Origin of the sequence: Streptomyces sp. NPDC057694, assembly GCF_042799415.1 — a bacterium.
In the GTDB taxonomy this organism is placed as follows: domain Bacteria; phylum Actinomycetota; class Actinomycetes; order Streptomycetales; family Streptomycetaceae; genus Streptomyces.
This window is the reverse complement of record NZ_JBHVIX010000003.1, coordinates 81261-100254: the sequence shown is the minus strand read 5'-3', so window position 1 is coordinate 100254 and position 18994 is coordinate 81261. Positions and strand designations below refer to the sequence as shown.

At 70.9% G+C, this 18994-nt stretch carries 21 protein-coding genes; 12 read left to right on the top strand and 9 right to left on the bottom strand.

What is annotated here, in order from left to right; genetic code table 11:
• Nucleotides 1-51: 51 nt before the first annotated feature.
• Both ACFVDP_RS10215 and ACFVDP_RS10210 read right to left on the bottom strand, forming a co-directional pair.
• Entirely contained in the window at nucleotides 52-1380 is a 1329-nt protein-coding gene (locus ACFVDP_RS10215) for a dicarboxylate/amino acid:cation symporter (RefSeq protein ID WP_383486336.1), read from the bottom strand.
• Between the two features lie 385 nt (nucleotides 1381-1765).
• Complete coding sequence (locus ACFVDP_RS10210) at nucleotides 1766-2059, bottom strand: DUF4229 domain-containing protein (RefSeq protein WP_383486334.1); 294 nt, start codon at nucleotides 2057-2059, stop codon at nucleotides 1766-1768.
• Nucleotides 2060-2204: 145 nt separating this feature from the next.
• Between ACFVDP_RS10210 and ACFVDP_RS10205 the strand changes: the two genes are divergently transcribed.
• On the top strand, nucleotides 2205-2726 hold the full coding sequence (locus tag ACFVDP_RS10205) for a GNAT family N-acetyltransferase (RefSeq protein ID WP_383486332.1): 522 nt from the start codon (nucleotides 2205-2207) through the stop codon (nucleotides 2724-2726).
• A gap of 314 nt (nucleotides 2727-3040) precedes the next feature.
• Here the strand turns inward: ACFVDP_RS10205 and mqnE are convergent, their stop codons facing one another.
• The 3 genes from mqnE to ACFVDP_RS10190 all read right to left on the bottom strand — a co-directional run bounded on the left by mqnE (nucleotide 3041) and on the right by ACFVDP_RS10190 (nucleotide 5526).
• The gene (mqnE, locus tag ACFVDP_RS10200; protein ID WP_383486329.1) at nucleotides 3041-4204 is read right to left on the bottom strand and encodes an aminofutalosine synthase MqnE; all 1164 of its coding nucleotides are present in this window, start codon (nucleotides 4202-4204) and stop codon (nucleotides 3041-3043) included.
• A 50-nt stretch (nucleotides 4205-4254) separates the two neighbouring features.
• Nucleotides 4255-4710, bottom strand: a complete 456-nt coding sequence (locus ACFVDP_RS10195) for an Lrp/AsnC family transcriptional regulator (RefSeq protein WP_383486326.1) — start codon at nucleotides 4708-4710, stop codon at nucleotides 4255-4257.
• Between the two features lie 114 nt (nucleotides 4711-4824).
• Nucleotides 4825-5526 (bottom strand): UbiX family flavin prenyltransferase, encoded by a 702-nt coding sequence (locus tag ACFVDP_RS10190; protein ID WP_383487298.1) that lies wholly within the window; start codon nucleotides 5524-5526, stop codon nucleotides 4825-4827.
• A 76-nt stretch (nucleotides 5527-5602) separates the two neighbouring features.
• Here ACFVDP_RS10190 and ACFVDP_RS10185 point away from each other — a divergent pair, with 76 nt between their 5' ends.
• The 4 genes from ACFVDP_RS10185 to ACFVDP_RS10170 all read left to right on the top strand — a co-directional run bounded on the left by ACFVDP_RS10185 (nucleotide 5603) and on the right by ACFVDP_RS10170 (nucleotide 7788).
• Nucleotides 5603-6223, top strand: a complete 621-nt coding sequence (locus ACFVDP_RS10185) for a rhomboid family intramembrane serine protease (protein ID WP_383486323.1) — start codon at nucleotides 5603-5605, stop codon at nucleotides 6221-6223.
• 60 nt (nucleotides 6224-6283) lie between these two features.
• Nucleotides 6284-7042, top strand: coding sequence for a hypothetical protein (locus ACFVDP_RS10180; protein ID WP_383486320.1), 759 nt, complete (start codon nucleotides 6284-6286; stop codon nucleotides 7040-7042).
• A gap of 61 nt (nucleotides 7043-7103) precedes the next feature.
• On the top strand, nucleotides 7104-7373 hold the full coding sequence (locus ACFVDP_RS10175) for a type II toxin-antitoxin system Phd/YefM family antitoxin (RefSeq protein ID WP_383486318.1): 270 nt from the start codon (nucleotides 7104-7106) through the stop codon (nucleotides 7371-7373).
• Nucleotides 7366-7788 carry a type II toxin-antitoxin system VapC family toxin gene (locus ACFVDP_RS10170; protein ID WP_383486315.1) on the top strand — a complete coding sequence of 141 codons (423 nt, stop codon included), beginning with the start codon at nucleotides 7366-7368 and terminating at the stop codon, nucleotides 7786-7788. Before ACFVDP_RS10175 ends, ACFVDP_RS10170 begins: the two co-directional genes overlap by 8 nt.
• A gap of 92 nt (nucleotides 7789-7880) precedes the next feature.
• Here ACFVDP_RS10170 and mqnP read toward each other — a convergent pair whose 3' ends face one another.
• Nucleotides 7881-8786 (bottom strand): menaquinone biosynthesis prenyltransferase MqnP, encoded by a 906-nt coding sequence (gene mqnP, locus ACFVDP_RS10165; protein WP_383486313.1) that lies wholly within the window; start codon nucleotides 8784-8786, stop codon nucleotides 7881-7883.
• Nucleotides 8783-10243, bottom strand: a complete 1461-nt coding sequence (locus tag ACFVDP_RS10160) for a menaquinone biosynthesis decarboxylase (protein WP_383486310.1) — start codon at nucleotides 10241-10243, stop codon at nucleotides 8783-8785. The genes mqnP and ACFVDP_RS10160 overlap by 4 nt, the downstream gene beginning before the upstream one ends.
• An 88-nt stretch (nucleotides 10244-10331) precedes the next feature.
• Between ACFVDP_RS10160 and ACFVDP_RS10155 the strand changes: the two genes are divergently transcribed.
• The 5 genes from ACFVDP_RS10155 to ACFVDP_RS10135 all read left to right on the top strand — a co-directional run bounded on the left by ACFVDP_RS10155 (nucleotide 10332) and on the right by ACFVDP_RS10135 (nucleotide 15226).
• Entirely contained in the window at nucleotides 10332-10718 is a 387-nt protein-coding gene (locus ACFVDP_RS10155) for a PLD nuclease N-terminal domain-containing protein (protein WP_383486307.1), read from the top strand.
• Nucleotides 10719-10812: 94 nt separating this feature from the next.
• Nucleotides 10813-12207, top strand: coding sequence for a purine-cytosine permease family protein (locus ACFVDP_RS10150; protein WP_383486304.1), 1395 nt, complete (start codon nucleotides 10813-10815; stop codon nucleotides 12205-12207).
• A gap of 30 nt (nucleotides 12208-12237) precedes the next feature.
• Nucleotides 12238-12687, top strand: coding sequence for a nucleoside deaminase (locus ACFVDP_RS10145; protein ID WP_383486302.1), 450 nt, complete (start codon nucleotides 12238-12240; stop codon nucleotides 12685-12687).
• A 104-nt stretch (nucleotides 12688-12791) separates the two neighbouring features.
• Complete coding sequence (locus tag ACFVDP_RS10140) at nucleotides 12792-14198, top strand: purine-cytosine permease family protein (protein ID WP_383486299.1); 1407 nt, start codon at nucleotides 12792-12794, stop codon at nucleotides 14196-14198.
• A gap of 59 nt (nucleotides 14199-14257) precedes the next feature.
• Complete coding sequence (locus tag ACFVDP_RS10135; protein WP_383486296.1) at nucleotides 14258-15226, top strand: zinc-binding alcohol dehydrogenase family protein; 969 nt, start codon at nucleotides 14258-14260, stop codon at nucleotides 15224-15226.
• 171 nt (nucleotides 15227-15397) lie between these two features.
• Here the strand turns inward: ACFVDP_RS10135 and ACFVDP_RS10130 are convergent, their stop codons facing one another.
• Nucleotides 15398-15964: a hypothetical protein gene (locus tag ACFVDP_RS10130; RefSeq protein WP_383486293.1), complete on the bottom strand. Its 567-nt coding sequence runs from the start codon at nucleotides 15962-15964 to the stop codon at nucleotides 15398-15400.
• Between the two features lie 113 nt (nucleotides 15965-16077).
• Between ACFVDP_RS10130 and ACFVDP_RS10125 the strand changes: the two genes are divergently transcribed.
• Nucleotides 16078-16668 (top strand): TetR/AcrR family transcriptional regulator, encoded by a 591-nt coding sequence (locus ACFVDP_RS10125; RefSeq protein ID WP_383486290.1) that lies wholly within the window; start codon nucleotides 16078-16080, stop codon nucleotides 16666-16668.
• Here the strand turns inward: ACFVDP_RS10125 and ACFVDP_RS10120 are convergent.
• Nucleotides 16617-17882, bottom strand: coding sequence for a PucR family transcriptional regulator (locus ACFVDP_RS10120; protein WP_383486287.1), 1266 nt, complete (start codon nucleotides 17880-17882; stop codon nucleotides 16617-16619). The genes ACFVDP_RS10125 and ACFVDP_RS10120 overlap by 52 nt on opposite strands.
• A 99-nt stretch (nucleotides 17883-17981) precedes the next feature.
• Between ACFVDP_RS10120 and ACFVDP_RS10115 the strand changes: the two genes are divergently transcribed.
• Nucleotides 17982-18959 (top strand): isopenicillin N synthase family dioxygenase, encoded by a 978-nt coding sequence (locus ACFVDP_RS10115; protein WP_383486284.1) that lies wholly within the window; start codon nucleotides 17982-17984, stop codon nucleotides 18957-18959.
• Nucleotides 18960-18994: the final 35 nt, after the last annotated feature.

Here is an 18994-nt window from a genome sequence, read left to right as displayed (position 1 = left end):
AAGTCCGGGAACGGGGCACGGTGCGGCAGGTGGTGCGAGCCGGGGGACGCGTCAGGCGGCGACGGCCACCCTCTGCGGCTCGTCCACCGGGGACGAGGTCGCGCGGTCGTAGGCCTCGCGGTCCAGGATGTTCTCGCGGGCGGAGACGATCACCGGGACGAGCGCCTGGCCTGCGACGTTCGTCGCCGTCCTCATCATGTCGAGGATCGGGTCGATCGCGAGGAGCAGGCCGACGCCCTCCATCGGCAGGCCCAGCGTCGACAGGGTCAGGGTCAGCATGACCGTGGCGCCCGTCAGGCCGGCCGTCGCGGCGGAACCGACCACCGAGACGAAGGCGATGAGCAGGTAGTCACCGATGCCGAGGTTGATGTCGAAGATCTGCGCGACGAAGATCGCGGCGATCGCCGGGTAGATCGCGGCGCAGCCGTCCATCTTGGTGGTGGCGCCGAACGGCACGGAGAAGGACGCGTACTCCTTCGGGACGCCGAGGCGCTCGGTGACCTTCTGGGTGAGCGGCATGGTGCCGACCGAGGAGCGGGAGACGAAGGCCAGCTGGATGGCGGGCCAGGCGCCCTTGAAGAACTGCAGCGGGTTCAGCTTGGCGACGGTCGCGAGCAGCAGCGGGTAGACGCCGAAGAGGACCAGGGCGCAGCCGACGTAGATGTCGGCGGTGAAGGTCGCGTACTTGCTGATGAGGTCCCAGCCGTACGTGGCGATCGCGTAGCCGATGAGGCCGACGGTGCCCAGCGGGGCCAGCTTGATGACCCACCACAGGGCCTTCTGGAGCAGCTCCAGGATGGACTCGGAGAGCGTGAGGATCGGCTTGGCCTTCTCGCCGATCTGGAGGATCGCGATACCGGCGACGGCGGCCATGAAGACGATCTGGAGGACGTTCAGCTGGGTGAACGGGGTGATGACGTCCGTCGGGATGATGCCCGTCAGGAAGTCGATCCAGGAGCCCGCGTGGTCCGGCTTGCCGCCGTCCTTCGGGGTGAGGCCGGTGCCCGATCCGGGGTTGGTGAGCAGGCCGATCGCGAGGCCGATGGCGACCGCGATCAGCGACGTGATCATGAACCAGAGCAGGGTGCGGGTCGCGAGGCGCGCGGCGTTGTTGACCTTGCGGAGGTTGGTGATCGACACCAGGATCGCGAAGAAGACGAGCGGGGCGACGGCCAGCTTCAGGAGCTGGATGAAGATGCCGCCGATCTTGTCGAGCGTGGTGACGAGCCAGGAGATGTCCTGGCTGCGGGCCAGCCAGCCGAGCAGCACACCGAGGACGAGACCGCCCACAATCTGCGCCCAGAACGGGACCTTCGGTATACGGAAGCCGGACTTCGGGGAGTCCGGCTTCGCGTCGGCGGGGGTGGTGTTCGCGGACACGGAAGCACTCCAGGATGACGCGCGGGGACAAGGCAGGGAGGACGTACGGGGATCAGCGAGTCTTCGCTTCGTACGGGAGCGGCGACCGTGTTACGAGGTCAACGGCGTCGCTGCGTCGGGATGTGCGCCTCAGGCGCGACAGGCCGCGGACATGCAGCGGCAGAGATCGACATGCAGGCGCTCCACGAGCGGGACGCTCGTGGTGATGCGGGGCGCGGCTGTCGTCTTCATGTCAGGAACGTTAACACCGGCGCTTTGGGAACATCAAAGGGGTTCTTTGGGTTCGGTGCGCAGCCCACATGCCCCTTAAGCCGTATTTACCTTGAAAACACAGGCGCCCCGACACCAGTGCGGTGCCGGGGCGGGGGTCTGTCTGTGACGTAAGTTACGCGCCGTGCGAGCGGGCGGCGTCGTCCGCCTCGTCCTCCATGGAGCGGTTGGCCTCCATGTTCGCCTTCGCGCGGTCCACGCGGGCGACGATCTTCTCGGAGGCCCGGTCGCGCTCCTTGCGGAGCAGGACGAAGCTCAGCGGCGCGGAGATCACCAGCGCGAGCAGGATGATCCACAGGTAGTTCGAGCCGCCCAGGCCGCGCGGGACGATGCCGGTGGCGACGAGACCCCAGACGACGAGGAAGCAGCCCACGAAGATCCCGAGGCGCATCAGCGTGTAGCGGAGCATGTCAATCCACTCTTCCGTTCCGAAAAGGTCCTCTTACAGGACGAGCGCCCCTCCAGTGAAGCACGCGGAGGAGCTTCCGAAGTCGGCGGGGGCCGAGGTCCCCCGATCCACCGGGCGTCCCGGGGCCACCCTTAGGCTCGATCGCATGTCACTGCGCTTCGAACTCGACCCGTCCGTCACCCCTGACCTGCGCGACGGTGTGCTCGCGCTGTGGGCGGACGTCTCGAACGCGGGCGGGGCCGTCGGCTTCGTCCCGCCGGTCGTCCCCGACGACATCCGGCCCGAACTGGTGCGGCATCTCGCCGGGATGGCGGAGGGGCGGGTCCGGTTGCTGGTCGGCCGGGATGCCGGGGGCAGTGTGGCGGCGACGGCGTTCCTGGCCTTCAACCAGCACCGGCTGATGAAGCACCACCTGTGGCTCTACACGGTGATGGTCCATCCCTCGCACCAGGGCAAGGGGTACGGGCGCGCGCTGATGTCCGCCGCGCGGGACGCTGCGCTGGGCTTCGAGGGGGTGGAGGCGCTGCGACTTACGTGCCGGGGTGGCACGGGGGCCGATGTCTTCTACTCGGCGTGCGGCTACAAGGAGGTCGGGCGGATACCCGGCGCCATCCGGGTGGCCCCGGGGGACGACCGGGACGACATCCACATGATGCTGCCGCTGTAGGAAGCGTCGTCGACTGCCGGCCGGTGGGGGCTGGTCGCGCAGTTCCCCGCGCCCCTGAGATGCGCACTGCGTGCGCCATCTCATCGGGGAGGCTGCGCGCAGCGCATGCCTCAGGGGCGCGGGGAACTACGCGAGAAGCGACCACCGGACGCGCACCCGAAAACGAAAAGCAGCGCGAAGCGCACGCTCAGGGGGCGCGGGGAACTGCGCGAGAAGCGGCCACCGGCCGTCGGCCGACCGACAACCTTTCAGGGGCGCGGGGAACTGCGCGACCAGCCACGACGCGACCCGCACCCGACAACGAACCGAAAAACTCAGACCCGCATCGGCTGCGGCTCGTCACGACGGCCCGGGTCGGCGCCCTCGTACTCGCGGATGATCTCGTAGCGCGTGTTCCGCTCGACGGGCCGGAAACCGGCGTCCCGGATCAGGTCCAGCAAGTCTTCACGGGTCAGCTTGTTCGGCGTCCCGTAATTGTCGGCGTCATGCGTGATCTTGTACTCGACGACCGACCCGTCCATGTCGTCGGCCCCGTGCTGCAGCGCGAGCTGCGTGGTGTGCAGCCCGTGCATGACCCAGAAGCACTTCACGTGCGGCACGTTGTCGAAGAGGAGCCGCGAGACCGCGAAGGTCTTCAGGGCCTCGGCGCCGGTGGCCATGGTCGTCCGCTCCTGGAGGCGGTTCCTGACCTTGCCGTCCTTCATGTCGACGAAGTCGTGCTGGTAGCGCAGCGGGATGAAGACCTGGAAGCCGCCGGTCTCGTCCTGGAGTTCGCGCAGGCGAAGGACGTGGTCGACGCGGTGCCGGGGCTCCTCGATGTGCCCGTACAGCATCGTCGCGGGGGTCTTGAGACCCTTCTCGTGCGCGAGGCGGTGGATGCGCGACCAGTCTTCCCAGTGGGTGTCGTGGTCGACGATGTGCTGCCGGATCTCCCAGTCGAAGATCTCGGCGCCACCGCCGGTCAGCGACTCCAGGCCGGCCTCGATCAGCTCGTCGAGGATGTCGGAGGCGGACAGCCCCGAGATCTTCTCGAAGTGGTGGATCTCGGTGGCCGTGAAGGCCTTCAGGCCGACGTCCGGCAGGGCCTCCTTGAGGGCCTTGAGGGAGCGCGGGTAGTAGCGCCACGGCAGGTTCGGGTGCAGGCCGTTGACGATGTGCAGCTCGGTGAGGTTCTCCGACTCCATCGCCTTGGCGAGCTTGACGGCCTCCTCGATGCGCATCGTGTACGCGTCCTTCTCGCCCGGCTTGCGCTGGAACGAGCAGTAGGCGCAGGAGGCGGTGCACACGTTCGTCATGTTGAGGTGACGGTTCACGTTGAAGTGCACGACGTCGCCGTTCTTGCGCGTGCGCACCTCATGGGCGAGGCCGCCGAGCCAGGCCAGGTCGTCCGACTCGTAGAGCGCGATGCCGTCCTCACGGGACAGCCGCTCACCGTCGCCGACCTTCTGCTCCAGCTCGCGCTTGAGCCCTGCGTCCATGCCCGTACCTCTCCTCAATCAAAGACTCCGCCCACCGTACGCCCTCGGCTTCAGCCCTCTTCGGGAAGCTCCCCGACCCGGTTCTCCCACTTGGTGGACAGCACGATCGTGGTGCGGGTGCGGGAGACGCCCTTGGTGCCGCTGAGCCGGCGGATCGTCCGCTCCAGGCCGTCGACGTCGCTGGCCCGCACCTTGAGCATGTACGAGTCGTCGCCCGCGATGAACCAGCAGTCCTCGATCTCGTGCAGGTCCTTCAGGCGGTGCGCGACGTCCTCGTGGTCGGCGGCGTCGGAGAGCGAGATGCCGATGAGGGCGATCACGCCGAGGCCGAGCGAGGCCGAGTCGACGGTGGCGCGGTAGCCGGTGATGACACCGGCCGCCTCCAGGCGGTTGATGCGGTCCGTGACGCTCGGCCCGGACAGGCCGACGAGACGGCCCAACTCCGCATACGAGGCGCGGCCGTTCTCGCGCAGGGCCTGGATGAGCTGCCTGTCCACGGCGTCCATAGGTCCAAAGCCTTTCATTATTCAGCGTTCACGCGAGTCTACGTGTGGAATCTAAGGCTGGCAGGGAAAACACCCCGCAAGTTCGAAAGCCTGGTCGAGAGGGAACGCCCCGCGCTAGTTCTCGCGGGAGCCTCCTCCCAGCTCGCCCTCCCAGCGGCGGTACAGCGTGTGCGGCACCCCCGCGGCGTCCAGCGTCCGCCCCGCGACGAAGTCCACCAGATCCTGGATGTGCGTCGCCCCCGCGTAGAACGCGGGTGAGGCGGGGAGCACGACCGCGCCCGCCTCGTCGAGCGTCACCAGGTGCCGCAGGGTCTGCCCGTTCAGCGGCGTCTCCCGCACGGTCACGACCAGCGGGCGGCGCTCCTTCAGCGTCACGCTGGCCGCGCGCTGGAGCAGGTCCTTCGAGAGCCCGAGCGCGACACCGGCCACGCACGCCGTCGACGCGGGCACGATGATCATGCCCTTGACCGGGTACGACCCGGAAGACGGGCCGGCCGAGAGATCTCCGGCGGCCCAGTACCGTACGTCGCTCAGATCGAGGCCGGTGAACGTCCCCGGCTTGCCGTCGGCGCCCCGCGCCAGCCACTCCCCCAGGTCCTCGCGCCAGTGCGCGTCCCGGAACGAGATACCCGTCTCGTCGAGCAGAGTGAGCCGCGAGGCCCGTGAGACGACCAGGTCGACGGCCTCGCCGGCCCGCAGCAGGGCGCGCAGCACCGAAGCGGCGTACGGGGTTCCTGACGCGCCGGACACCCCGACGACCCAGGGTGTGCGACTGGTTGCGTTGACGTGCTCCACACACCCGAGCCTATCCGGCATGCTCATGGGGGAACTCGACCAGGGGCCGGGGGCGTTGTGACTCATGACGGGCGGGGTCCGGGGGGACGGGGCTGAGATGGCGTACGAAGCGCAGCGGCAGAAGAGGTGGTCGGCGGGCGATCGCGCGCTGGCGGCCGGCAAGGTGATGGTCGCGTGGGTGGCCCTGCTGTGGCTGCTCGAAGTGATCGACGTGGCGTCGGGGCACGCCCTCGACACCTTCGGCATCCAGCCGCGCGAGCCCTCCGAGCTGGTCGACGTGATCCCGGCGGCCTTCATCCACTTCGGCTTCGCCCACGTCGCGGCGAACTCGGTGCCGCTGCTGGTCCTCGGCTTCGTCGCCGCGCTGAGCGGGCTGCGCCGCTTCTTCCTGGCCTGCGCACTGATCATCGTCGCGGACGGTCTCGGGGTGTGGCTGGTGGCCCCCGATCACACAAACACGGCGGGCGCGTCGGGCCTGATATTCGGCCTGTTCGGCTTCGTCGTGCTCAGCGGCTTCGTCGAGCGCCGCCCGCTCGGCATCGTGGTCGGACTGCTGATCGCGGCGTACTGGGGCACGACGTTCCTGGCGGGCCTGTCCCCGGCGAACGACGGGGTGAGCTGGCAGGGCCATCTGATCGGGCTGGTCGCGGGCGTGGGCGCGGCGTTTCTGCTGCGCAGACCGCCCCGAGTGACCGGCGCGGCCCAGCCCACGGACTGAGTACGCGGCTGAGTACCCGCACGCATGCGCCGCTCCCCCGCCGCGGAGCACCGTGGGGTCATGAAGCTTCGCTACCTGGTGGTGTGTGGCGCGGCGGTCGTCGTCGCGCTCGTTCTGGTCCACGTACTCGACGTACCGGTCGAGACGCTGTTGCTCGCCGTCGGTGGCGTGCTGTGTCTGGTGTGGCTGATCGTGCTGCTGACCGTGCCGTGGAACCTCTACTTCCGGGCCCGTTCCGTGGTGCACGAGGCGGGGGTGAGCCGGGAGAAGGGGATCGCCGTACCGGGTGACCGGGACGCGGAGGCCGCCCGGATCGCCAAGGTGATGCTGCGCACGGCGATCGGCGCGCATCTGTGCACGGGGGCGGCCGCGGTGGCCGTCGCGGTGGCCACCGGGCGGGAGGCGGGGTACTGGCTCGCGGGCTGCTATCTGCTCAGTACGTTCTTCCGGCCCGCGGGCGCCTACTTCTCCGCGCTGCGCCGGCGGCTCGCCACCCTCGGCCGCGAGGTGCGCTTCCCGCGCGACGACATCGCCGCCGTGCGCAAGGAGGTCGCGGACCTGACGAAGGGCAACAAGGTCCTGGAGCACATGGCCGAGGAGGCGTACAGCTCGCTCGCCCGGCTGCACGAGGCGCTCGACGTGGTCGGCATCTCCGCGAACCAGCGCGCGGACCGCACCGACCAGCGCCTCGACGCCATGAGCCGTGAGTTCGAGTCGGTGGTGAACCGCCTGACGGACAACCAGGAGATCATCACCGGCCTCAAGGCGTTCCTGCGGCTGCTGCGGGCGGACGGTGCGTCGGCTCAGCAGGTGGTGTGACCGGGTCTCGGGCGCCCGCCGAGCCGTAGCACAGCGGGACACGCCGCGCTACATTGCTTCTATGGAGACCATCACCCAGCGCGAGTTCCGCAACAACTCCGCTGCCGTCATGGACGCGGTGGAGCACGGCCAGACCTATCGCATCACCCGTAATGGCGTGGAGGTCGCCGAGCTGCGGCCGATACGGCGCAGAACCGAGCCGAGCGCCGAGGAGCTGGTGGCCAGGCACCGTCGGCTGCCCCGCGTCGACGCCGCCGAGATGCGGCGCGAGGCGGAGGAGCTCTTCGGCCCCGACGCCATGGACGATCCCTGGGAGCGGCCGCGTGGCTGACCCGTCCGCACGCTCCCCGCGCCACCCGGCCGGCATCCTCGACACCTGCGCGTACATCGATCTCGATCTGCTCGACGCCGCAGCGCTTCCGCACCGCCCCCGCCTGACGTCGCTCACGTTCGCGGAGCTCCACCAAGGGGTCGCCACGGCCCGGGACGCCGCCACGCGCGCGGCCCGGACGGAAAAGCTGGCGGCGGCCGTCGCGGACTTCGATCCGCTGCCGTTCGACAGTGAGGCAGGGGCCCGTTACGGCACGCTGGTCGCCCTCACCCTGGGCATCGGCCGGGACCCGCGCCCCCACCGGCTGGACCTGATGATCGCGGCCATCGCCTCCACCCACGAACTGCCGCTGTACACACGCAATGCCGGGGATTTCAAGGGCCTGGAGGACCGCGTCACCGTCGTCGCGGTCTGAGGGCGGCACGCACAGCGAGGGCCCACACATGAGTGAGGGCGGCGGCGCCGTACCGGGCGCCGCCGCCCCCTCCGTCCACGTGAGCCCGCGGGCTAGACCGTCAGGCCCCGCACCAGCAGGTCGAGCAGCGCGCACACGAACAGTGCGATGCCGATGAAGCCGTTGACCTGGAAGAACGCCCGGTTCAGGCGGGACAGGTCGTGCGGCTTGACGATCGTGTGCTCGTACAGGAACGCGGCGGCGACGATGACCAGGCCGAGCCAGAAGAAGGCTCCGGCGCCGGTGGCGAGGGCGTACCAGACGAACAGGGCCGTCACCACGGTGTGGCAGGCGCGGGCGCCCCAGATCGCGCCGGGGATGCCGAAGCGGGCGGGGACGGACTTCACGCCGACCTCGCGGTCGGTCTCCACGTCCTGGCAGGCGTAGATCAGGTCGAAGCCGCCGATCCAGATGCCGACGGCGAGACCGAGGATGACCGCGTCCCAGGACCAGGAGCCGGTGACCGCGATCCAGGCGCCGATGGGACCCATCGCCTGGGCGAGGCCGAGGATGGCCTGCGGGAAGTTCGTGAACCGCTTGCCGTACGGGTAGACGACCATCGGGATCACCGCGATGGGGGCGAGCGCCAGGCACAGCGGGTTCAGGAGGGCCGCCGCGCCCAGGAAGACGACGAGCGCGATCAGCGCGCCGGTCCACGCCGACTTCACCGACACCGCGCCGGTGACCAGCTCGCGGTGGGCGGTGCGCGGGTTACGGGCGTCGATCTCGCGGTCGATGATCCGGTTGGCGGCCATCGCGAACGTGCGCAGGCCGACCATGCAGATGGTCACCAGGAGCAGCCGCCCCCAGTGGATGTTCTTGTCCAGCTCGAACATCGCGGTCAGCGACGCGGTGTAGGCGAAGGGCAGCGCGAACACCGAGTGCTCGATCATGACCAGGCGCAGGAAGGCCCTGGTCCGTCCCGGCTGCTGCGGGATCGCTGCTGAGGCGCTGCTCACTTGAGTCCGTACTCCTTCCAGCGGCGGTCGACGAGCGCCGCCGTCCGGGGGTCGGAGACGACCATCTCGGGCCAGCCCCCGTCCCGCGTGTAGCCCTCCTCGGGCCACTTCCTCGTCGCGTCGATTCCGGCCTTGCCGCCCCAGAACTGCTGGTAGGAGGCGTGGTCGAGGTGGTCGACGGGTCCTTCGGTGATCATCAGGTCGCGGGCGTAGTCCGTGTTGCCCAGGGCCCGCCACGAGACTTCATGAAGATCGTGGACATCGCAATCGGAGTCGACGACGACGATCAGCTTGGTCAGCGACATCATGTGCGCGCCCCAGACGGCACTCATCACCTTCTGGGCATGCTTGGGGTACTTCTTGTCGATCGAGACGATCGCGCAGTTGTGGAAGCCGCCGGACTCGGGGAGGTGGTAGTCCACGATGTCGGGGACGATCACCTTGAGCAGCGGCAGGAAGAAGCGCTCCGTGGCGCGGCCGAGCGGGCCGTCCTCGGTCGGCGGGCGGCCGACGACGATCGACTGGAGCAGCGGGCGCTTGCGCATCGTCACGCAGTCGATGGTCAGCGCGGGGAACGGCTCCTGCGGGGTGTAGAAACCCGTGTGGTCGCCGAAGGGCCCCTCGGGCAGCATCTCGCCCGGCTCCAGCCAGCCCTCGATGACGACCTCGGCGTTGGCCGGGACCTGGAGCGGGACGGTCTTGCAGTCGACCATCTCGACGCGCTTGCCCTGGATGAACCCGGCGAGCAGGTACTCGTCGATGTCACCGGGCAGCGGCGCCGTGGAGGCGTAGGTCACGGCGGGCGGGCAGCCGAAGGCGATGGCGACGGGCAGCTTCTCGCCGCGCTTGGCGGCCACCTGGTAGTGGTTGCGGCTGTCCTTGTGGATCTGCCAGTGCATGCCGATGGTGCGCTTGTCGTGGCGCTGGAGGCGGTACAGCCCGAGGTTGCGCACACCGGACTCGGGGTCCTTGGTGTGGGTGAGCCCCAGGTTGAAGAAGGAGCCGCCGTCCTCGGGCCAGGTGAACAGCGCGGGCAGCTTGTCGAGGTCGACGTCGTCGCCGGTGAGGACGACCTCCTGGACGGGCGCGTCGCCGGACTTCACCTTCTTCGGCGGTACGTGCGTCATCGCGCCGAGCTTGCCGAACGCTTCCCGCATCCCGCCGAAGCCCTGCGGCAGCTCGGGCTTGAGCAGGCCGCCGATCTTGTCGCTGATCTCGTCGTACGTCTTGAGCCCGAGGGCCTTGAGCAGCCTGCGGTCGGTGCCGTAGACATTCATCGCGAGGGGCATCGAGGAGCCCTTCACGTTCTCGAAGAGCAGGGCCGGGCCGCCGGCCTTGTTCACCCGGTCGACGATCTCACCGACCTCCAGGTGCGGGTCGACCTCGGCCTTGATGCGCAACAGGTCGCCCTCGCGCTCCAGCGCCCGGAGCAGGGAGCGAAGATCGTCGTAAGCCATGCCGTCCAGTATCCGGCAACCGTTACCCTGGCCCCGTCACCGGGGGGCCGCATGGGTTCCTCACAGCATCTTGGGGGAAGCGCACACCATGCTCCGGGTCCTGATGTTCCTGATCCCGCTGGCACTGACGATCTACGCGTTCATCGACTGCCTGAACACGCCCGAGGACGAGGCGAAGCATCTGCCCAAGATCGCCTGGGTCTTCATCATCCTGCTGTTCTGGATCGTCGGGCCGATCGCCTGGCTGGCGGCGGGCAAGCAGCGCACGCCCCCGCAGGGCGGCCGCACCCCGTCCGAATGGCACCGCAACCACCGCACCCAGTACGTCGCCCCCGACGACAACCCCGAGTTCCTCGCCTCCCTCCGGGAGGACAACAAGAAGGACGAGTCGCTGCTCAAGGACTGGGAGGCCGATCTGCGCCGCCGCGAGGACGAGCTGCGGCGCCGCGAGGGCGAGCAGGGCCCCAAGGACTGACCTGACAGCGCCGGGGTCCTATACGACGCGGCCGGGGCATCCCGCACACTGGAAGCGGAACCACCTCCTCCGCACCTCGCCCCCGTAAAGGCCCATGTCCAGATCCCCGCACGTCCCCGACCAGAGCGCGCCGCCCGAGAAGCTGATAACCGTGGAGGAGCACGGGGCCGACCCCGTGCCGCCCGAGCGCCGGCACGGCTCGCCCCGCCAGCTGCTGTGGACCTGGGCCTCGCCCCAGGTCGGCTTCGCCACCGTGTTCATCGGGGTGCTCTCCGTCTCCGCGTTCGGCCTGAGCTTCTGGCCGGCCGTCGCCGCGCTGGTGCTGGGCGCCGGGCTCGGCTCGCTGGCGCACGGGGTCCTTTCGACGGACGGGCCGCGGTTCGGGGTCCCGCAGATGGTGATCGGACGGCTGTCCTTCGGGTTCCGGGGCAACGCGCTGCCGTCGGCGGTGAACGCGTTCGTCGCCGGGGTCGGCTGGTTCGCCGTGAACACGGTGGGCGGCGCCTTCGCCCTGAACTCGCTGACCGGGCTGCCGCCGCTGCCGAGCCTGCTGATCCTCGTCGTGCTGGAAGTCGTCATCGGCTATGTCGGGCACGACCTGGTGCACCGGTTCGAGAAGTACGCGTTCCCCGTGCTCTGCGCGATCTTCCTGCTCGCCGGGGTGTGGATCTTCCTGGACGCCGACCTGTCGGGCTCGGGCTCCGGCTCGGGCGGCGGCTTCGGCGGGTTCCTGCTCGCCTTCTCCGCCTGCTTCGGCTTCACCGCGGGCTGGAACCCGTGCGCCTCCGACTACGCCCGCTACCTCCCCGAGTCCACCTCGCGCCGGGCCACCGCCTGGTACGCGGGGCTCGGCCTCTTCGTGTCGGTCTCCGTCGTCTCCGTGATCGGCGCGGCCTCCGCCACGCTCGCCGCGCCCGCCGGGGCCTCCCCCACCGACGCCTTCACCGGGCAGCTCCCGGAGTGGCTCGGCAGGCTCACCCTCGTCGCGATCATCCTGGGCGCGATGGCGGCGGCCACCCTGAACGTCTACTCGGCGGCCGTCTCGCTGTCCTCCCTCGACCTGAAGCTGCCGCGATGGCTGAACCGGGCTGCGCTGGTCGCCGTCGTCGGCGCGATCGGCACCGCCGCCGGGTGGGCCTCGCTCGCCGACGCGGGCCACGCCTTCGAGAACTTCCTGCTCGTCATCGCGTACTGGATCGCGCCCTGGCTCGGCGTCGTCCTGATGGAGCACCTGCTGCGCGCCCTGCCCGACACCGCGCTCGCCGACCGCCTCCAGGACCGTACGTTCACCCGGCCCGCCGGACTGATCGCGCTGCTCGCCGGGGTCGCCGTGTCCGTGCCGCTGTTCTCCAACCAGACCCTGTTCGTCGGCTGGGTGCCCGCCCAGTGGCCCGGCGTCGGCGACCTGACCTGCCCGGTCGGGTTCGTGCTCGGCGCCGGTCTGTACGCGCTGCTCGGGCGGCGCGACCGTCACCACACCCCCGCCTAGAAACTCCCCCGCCCAGAAAGGCCGTACGTCATGGATCTCGATCTCGCCCGCACCTGGCTCGCCACCGCCGTCGAGGAGGCGAAGGCCGGTCTCGCCGAGGGCGGCATCCCGATCGGCGCCGCGCTCTACTCCGCCGACGGCACCGTCCTCGGCCGCGGCCACAACCGCCGGGTGCAGGACGCCGACCCGTCCGTGCACGGGGAGACCGACGCGTTCCGCAACGCCGGCCGGCAGCGCTCGTACAAGGGCACCACGATGGTCACCACGCTCTCGCCGTGCTGGTACTGCTCGGGCCTGGTGCGGCAGTTCGGCATCTCCCGGGTGATCGTCGGCGAGGCGCGCACCTTCCACGGCGGGCACGACTGGCTGGCCGAGCACGGCGTCGAGATCGTGCTGCTCGACGACCCCGAGTGCGTCGGCATGATGGAGGAGTTCATCGCGGCCAAGCCCGAACTCTGGAACGAGGACATCGGCGAGTAGCTCGCCGAGACCGTGGCGGCGTACATCTTGTACGCCGCCGCACCCCCGGAAGCGGACAGTGCGCCCCTGTGCGGGGCGCGTCCGCCACCGGACACTCAGGGGGCATGACGACCGCCTCCACCAGCACAGACGCCGCTCCCGCGCCCCCGCCCGCGTACGGCGACAAGGTCATCGCCGTCGAGACGGCCGGCTCCGAGCCGATCCCCGCCGCCGAACGGCACGGCAGCCCACGGCAGTTGATCTGGACGTGGGCCTCTCCCAACATCGAGTTCGCGACGGTCTACATCGGCGTGATCTCCGTCCTGTTCTTCGGGCTGAGCTTCTGGCAGGCCGCCGCGGCCCTGCTGCTCGGCACCGCCGTCGGCGCCGTCACCCACGGGGTGCTGAGCCTGGACGGGCCCCGGTTCGGGGTGCCGCAGATGGCGATCGGGCGGTTCGCGTTCGGGCGGCGCGGCAATCTGCTGCCCAGCGGGGTCAACGCGGTCGTGGCGGGCGTCGGCTGGTTCGCGGTGAACAGCGTCAGCGCCGCCTTCGCGCTGAACTCGCTGACCGGGCTGCGTCCGCTGCCCTCCCTCCTCCTGGTCGTCGCGGCCGAGATCGCCATCGGCTTCATCGGCCACAACTTCGTGCACGCCTTCGAGCGGTACGCGCTGCCGGTGCTCGCGGTGGTGTTCCTCCTTGCGGGCTTCTGGACGTTCGGCAAGGCGGACTTCTCGGGCGGCGGCTCCGGCGGCGGCCTCGGCGGGTTCCTGCTCGCGTTCAGTTCGGCGTGGGGGTACGCGGCGGGCTGGAACCCGAACGCGGCCGACTACTCGCGCTATCTGCCCGCCACGGCGTCCCGCTGGAAGACGGCCCTCTATCCGGCGCTCGGGCTCTTCGTCTCCGTCTACGCGGTCGGCATGATCGGGGTGGCGTCGGCGACGATCGCCGCGCCCGAGGGAGCGACGCCGACCGGCGCCTTCACCGGTCATCTGCCGGACTGGCTCGGCAACTTGACGCTGCTCGCCATCATCCTGGGCGCGGTGTCGGCCAACGCCCTCAACGTCTACTCCTCCGCCATGTCCGTCACCTCGCTCGGCCTGCGGCTGCCCTCCTGGCTCGGCCGCTCGACGCTCGTGGTGATCTCCGGGCTCGCCGGGACGGCGGCGGCATGGGCGTCGCTCGCGGACGCGGGCGCCGCGTACGAGGCGTTCCTGCTGGTGATCGCGTACTGGATCGCGCCCTGGCTGGGCGTCGTCATGGTGGAGCGGTGGCGGATGCGGAAGGTCGCCCACGCAGAGCTCGCCGGGCGGCTCACCGACCCGCACTTCACCAACTGGCCGGGGCTCGCAGCCCTGTTGACCGGCGCGGCCGTCTCCGTGCCGCTCTTCTCCCACCAGGAGAAATACGTGGGCTGGGCGGCACAGAAGTGGCCCGACCTCGGTGACGTGACCTGCGTCGTCGGCTTCCTGGTGAGCGCCGCGGTGTACGCGACCGCTTGCCGAGTGTTCGCTTCGCGTCGTACAGTCTGAGTCGTCAGAGTGTTCGTCATCCGACGAACACCAGCGGCACTGAAGGTGTGGGGTGCGCGATGCGTGCAGTGCGGATCGGCGAGTACGGCGGGCCCGAGGTCCTGGAGACGGTGGAGACCGAGGTCCCCGAGCCGGGGCCCGGGCAGGTGTCGGTCGACGTGGCGTACGTGGGCGTGAACTTCGCCGACCACAAGGCCCGCCTGGAGGGGTACCGGGTGCCGTCGCTCCCGTTCGTGCCCGGACTTGAGCTGTCGGGCCGGATTCGCGCGCTGGGCCCGGGAGTCGACGGCTTCACCGTCGGCCAGGAGGTGGCCGCGCTCACCGAGGGCGGCGCCTACGCCGAGGTCGCCGTCGCGGACGCCGCGACCGTCTTCCCGGTCGCCGCCGGTACGTCCCTGCGCACGGCCGCGAGCCTGCCGACCGTACTGCCCACCGCGTACGCACTGCTGCACTCGGTGGGGCGGCTGCGCGAGGGCGAGTCGGTTCTCGTGCAGGGCGCGGCGGGCGGCGTCGGCACGGTCGCCGGACAGCTGGCGCGGGCGGCGGGCGCCGGCCGGGTCATCGGGGTCGTGTCGAGCGGGGCGAAGGCCGAGTACGCCCGCAAGTACGGCTATGACGACGTGGTGCTCGCCGACGGATTCGGCGCGGCAGTAGGGGAGTTGACCGGCGGCCGGGGCGTCGATCTGGCCCTCGACCCGGTCGGCGGCGACGTGCTGCGCGAGACGCTCGGCGCGCTGGCCGTCTTCGGCAGGCTCGTCTCCTTCGGCAACGCCTCGTCGGCGCCCGCCTGGCAGGTGGGCCAGCCCGAGCTGTACCCGGGCGGCCGGTCCATGGGCGGCTTCTCGATCCTGACCCTCGCGCAGACCGCGCCGCAGGAACTGCGGACGCTGGCCGAGCGGGCCTTCGCGGTACCCGGCATCGAACTGCCGGTCACCGGCGAGTTCGCGCTGACCGAGGCCGCGGAGGCGCACCGGGTGCTGGCGTCGCGCACCAGTACCGGGAAGCTGCTGCTGCGGGTGGCGGCCTGAGCGGCGCCCCGGCCACGGACCAGGGCCGTCGAGCGGTCCCCCGCACCGCTCGACGGCCTCGGCCCCGGGTGATCCCGGGAACGAACTCCGTGACGCATCACGGCCGTTCGGCTTCCCGGTCACCGGGCGAGCAGCGGCACGAGGCCGCCGCGGGTCAGTCGTCCTTCATTCTCACCGTGCGTACGCCCCCAGACCGATGAGGCAGTACACGTACTCGCTGATGACGTTGCCGTTCATGGTGTAGCGGGACGAGAAGGCGTACTGCGTCTGCGCGTTGGACTCGCAGCGGCTCATGTCGGACGTCAGGGGGATGGTCTCGACGACCCTGTAGTGCGCGTCGGCGGCGGAGCAGTCCACCTCGTCGATGTCGTCGACCGCCTGCGCGGTGGTCGAGTCCGGCAGCGTGCCGTTGAGGCAGGTGCCCGACGTGTAGGGACTGGGGTCCTCGGTGGGCTCGGAGCTCGTGTACGGGTCGTCCGTCGCGTACGGATCGTCGGTGGTGTACGGGTCGCTGCTGGTGTACGAGTCGCCGGCGTCCGTGTCCGTCGACGCCTCGTAGGACGGCGTGTACGAGGGCTCGTACGACGACGTGTACGAGGATCCGTACGAGGGTGAGGCGTTGTCGTCGCCGTCGTCGCAGCCGGTGACCAGGGCCAGCAGCGGCACGACCAGGGCCACGGTGGCGACCGCCGGCAGGCGGCCGCGCCGCGGCGCGGGTGTGATGCGGTTCTCGGACACAGGGACAAGTGTGGCGCAGCGCACTCCAGAATTGGAGTGGCTTTCTAGATATTCACTTTAGAAACACATCCGGAGACCCATCGTTGACATGGTGCTTTACGCTGACTGTCACCATGAGTCCCAAGCAACAACGCGGCGAAGAGACCGCCGACCGCCTGCTCGACGCGGCCCTGGCCGTGTATGCCGAGGCGGGCGAGAGCGGCGTCACCGTCAGCGCTCTCACCAAGTCCAGCGGCGTGAGCCTGGGCAGCCTGTACCACCACTTCGGCAGCGTCGACGGGCTCATGAACGCGCTGCTGATGCGCTGGCTGGGCCGCCTGCTCGACGAGGTGGGCGGGGCCCTGGCCCGCTCCCGCACGGCGCGCACCGGAATCCGCGCGGTCGTGCGGTCCTACCTCGCCTTCGTGGGCGAACACCCGGACGCCGCGCGCCTGTTGCACTCCTCCTACGCGGACCGGCTGACCATGGCGCAGGCCCGCCAGGTGCGCGACAACCAGGAGGCGCGCCTGTCGCCGGTGGCCACCTGGCTGGAGCAGCATGTCGTGTCGGGGGAACTCGCCCCGCTGCCCGCCCCGTTGATCGAGACCATGATGCTGGGTCCGGTCATCGGCGTCGCGCGGCGCTGGCTGTCCGTCGGCGACGTCGACCTCGATCAGGCGGCCCGGGTCCTGCCCGACAGGATCTGGCGCTCGCTGACGCCCTGAGCCGCCCCGGCACCGACGACGCGGGCCGCGCAGGCGGCGGTGAGCAGTTCGCCGAGCGGCTCCGGGTCGCCCACCTCGATGCCGAGCAGCGACTCGATCCGCTCCAGGCGCTGGTAGAGGGACTGCCGCCCGATGTGCAGCAGCGCGGCGGTCCGGGTCGGGCTGCACCCGTGCCGCAGATGGATCTCCAGGGTGCGTACGAGGTCACTGCCGTGCAGGGCCTCCCAGGCCAGGAGCGGGCCGAGGACCTGGTCGACGAGCCGGGCGAGGCGGGCCCGGTTGGCCTCGACGCCGCCGCGGGTCAGCTCCCGCTCCAGGGCGAGGGCCCGCGACGAGGTCACCAACGGCCCGTCCCCGCAAACCGGTTCGGCCGGGGGCACGGTCAGGGCCAGGGACAGCGTGGTCCGGGCCGCGCGGAGGGTGTCGCTCCAGCGCAGCCAGCCGTCGTCCGCGCCGACGGCGTGCCCGACGGCGACCGTGAGCCCGGGCCCGGCCGCCGTGCGGAACGCGTCCCGCACGGCGCGGACCGCGTCCCGCCCGGGCGGCGGCACCAGCAGGGCGAGCACGTCACCGGGGAACGCGGCGCGCAGCACCCGGCGGCCCGCGACCCGGTCGACCGCGGCGAGGGCGGCCGCGTGCGGGCCGTGCGCACAGACGCCGACGAGCCGCGTCCCGGGTCCTGGCCGGAACCCGGCGAGCGCCGAACGGGCCGCCACCTCGGGCTGGTTGAGGGCCTGGCCGTCGGCGAGGTCGGCGAGCAGCGCGGCCCCGTGGTCGACGGCGCGCACCACCGGCACCGGGCGGGCGAGGAGACCGTGGGTGACGATGGCCCGGTTGGCGGCCTCCGCGATCCGCACGAACGGCACGACGCGGCGCAGCGCGACGAGGGGCAGCCCGCACCCGGCCGCCGCGTCCACGACGTCGTCCGGCATGTGTTCCAGGGAGCGGCCCACCTCGACGGCCAGACCGGCCACTCCGCGGGCGGCGAGTTCGCGCACGTACCGCCGCAGGGCCCCCGCGTCGGCGCCGAGGAACGCGAAGCCGTTGGTGAGGAGCAGCTCTCCGCCGTCCAGGAAGCCCGCGCCCTCGTACACCTCGCTGGCGTGCACCCAGCGCACGGGCCGGTCCAGGGCGCCCTCCCCCGCGAGCAGTTCGGGCGCGGCGTCGGCGACGGCGTCGAGGGCCAGGATCTCGCGGAGCGTGAGAGCGGGCACACGGGCCTCCCGGGGGCAGACATTCCGTCGGGGTGCGGACTGCCCGGAGAGTACGGTGCGCACGTTGCCCCGGTGTTTCCGTGGACCGAGAGTGGACGCATGACCTCAGACCAGGGCACGCCCCGCATCCCCACCGTCGACCTTTCGCCATGGCTCTCCGGCGACCCGGCGGCCCGCGCCGGGATCGCCCGCACCGTCGACGAGGCGCTGCGGACCGCCGGCTTCCTCCTGGTGACCGGGCACGGTGTCGACCCGGCCCTGCGCACCCGGATCAGGGACGCGGCCCGCGCCTTCTTCCGGCGGCCCGCCGCGGAGAAGGAGCCGTACGCGGTGAAGGTCGGCGGCCGGGGCTGGCTCGGCCCGGGCGCGGAGGCCAACGGCTACGCGGAGGGCACCGAGACGCCGCCCGACCTGAAGGAGTCGCTGTCCTTCGCGACGGACACGGCGTTCGACGACCCGGCGGTGCACGAGGAGTGGTCGGGCGCGAACGTCTTCCCGGCCGGGGCGCCCGAACTGCGCGAGCTGGTGGAGACGTACCTGGCGCGGATGCGGGCGCTCTCCGACCTGCTGCTCGAACTGCTCGCGGTGGCCCTGGACGAGCCCGCGGACTTCTTCACCCGGCACACGTCCCGGCCCACCTGGGGCTTCAACATCAACTGGTATCCGGGCACCGAGGTCGTCGGGGAGCCCGAGCCCGGCCAGTTCCGGATCGGCCCGCACACCGACTTCGGCACGGTCACGGTCCTGGACCGGCAGGCGGGCAAGGGCGGCCTCCAGGTCTTCACCGACGAGGGCGGCTGGGAGGACGCGCCGTTCGACCCGGAGGCGTTCACCATCAACATCGGTGACCTGATGGCCCGCTGGACCGGCGACCGCTGGCGCTCGGGCCGCCACCGCGTCCTGCCGCCCCCGGCGGACGCGCCCGCCGAGGAGCTGATGTCGCTCGTCTACTTCTACGAGTGCGACCCGGCGACGACGGTGGAGCCGCTGCCCGCGCCCAAGGGCCGCGTGGCGTACGAGCCGGTGGACTCGCACGTGTATCTGCGGGGGAAGCTGGACGCGATCACGGTGGGCTGACACGCGTGAGGGCCGGTTCCCGAAGGAACCGGCCC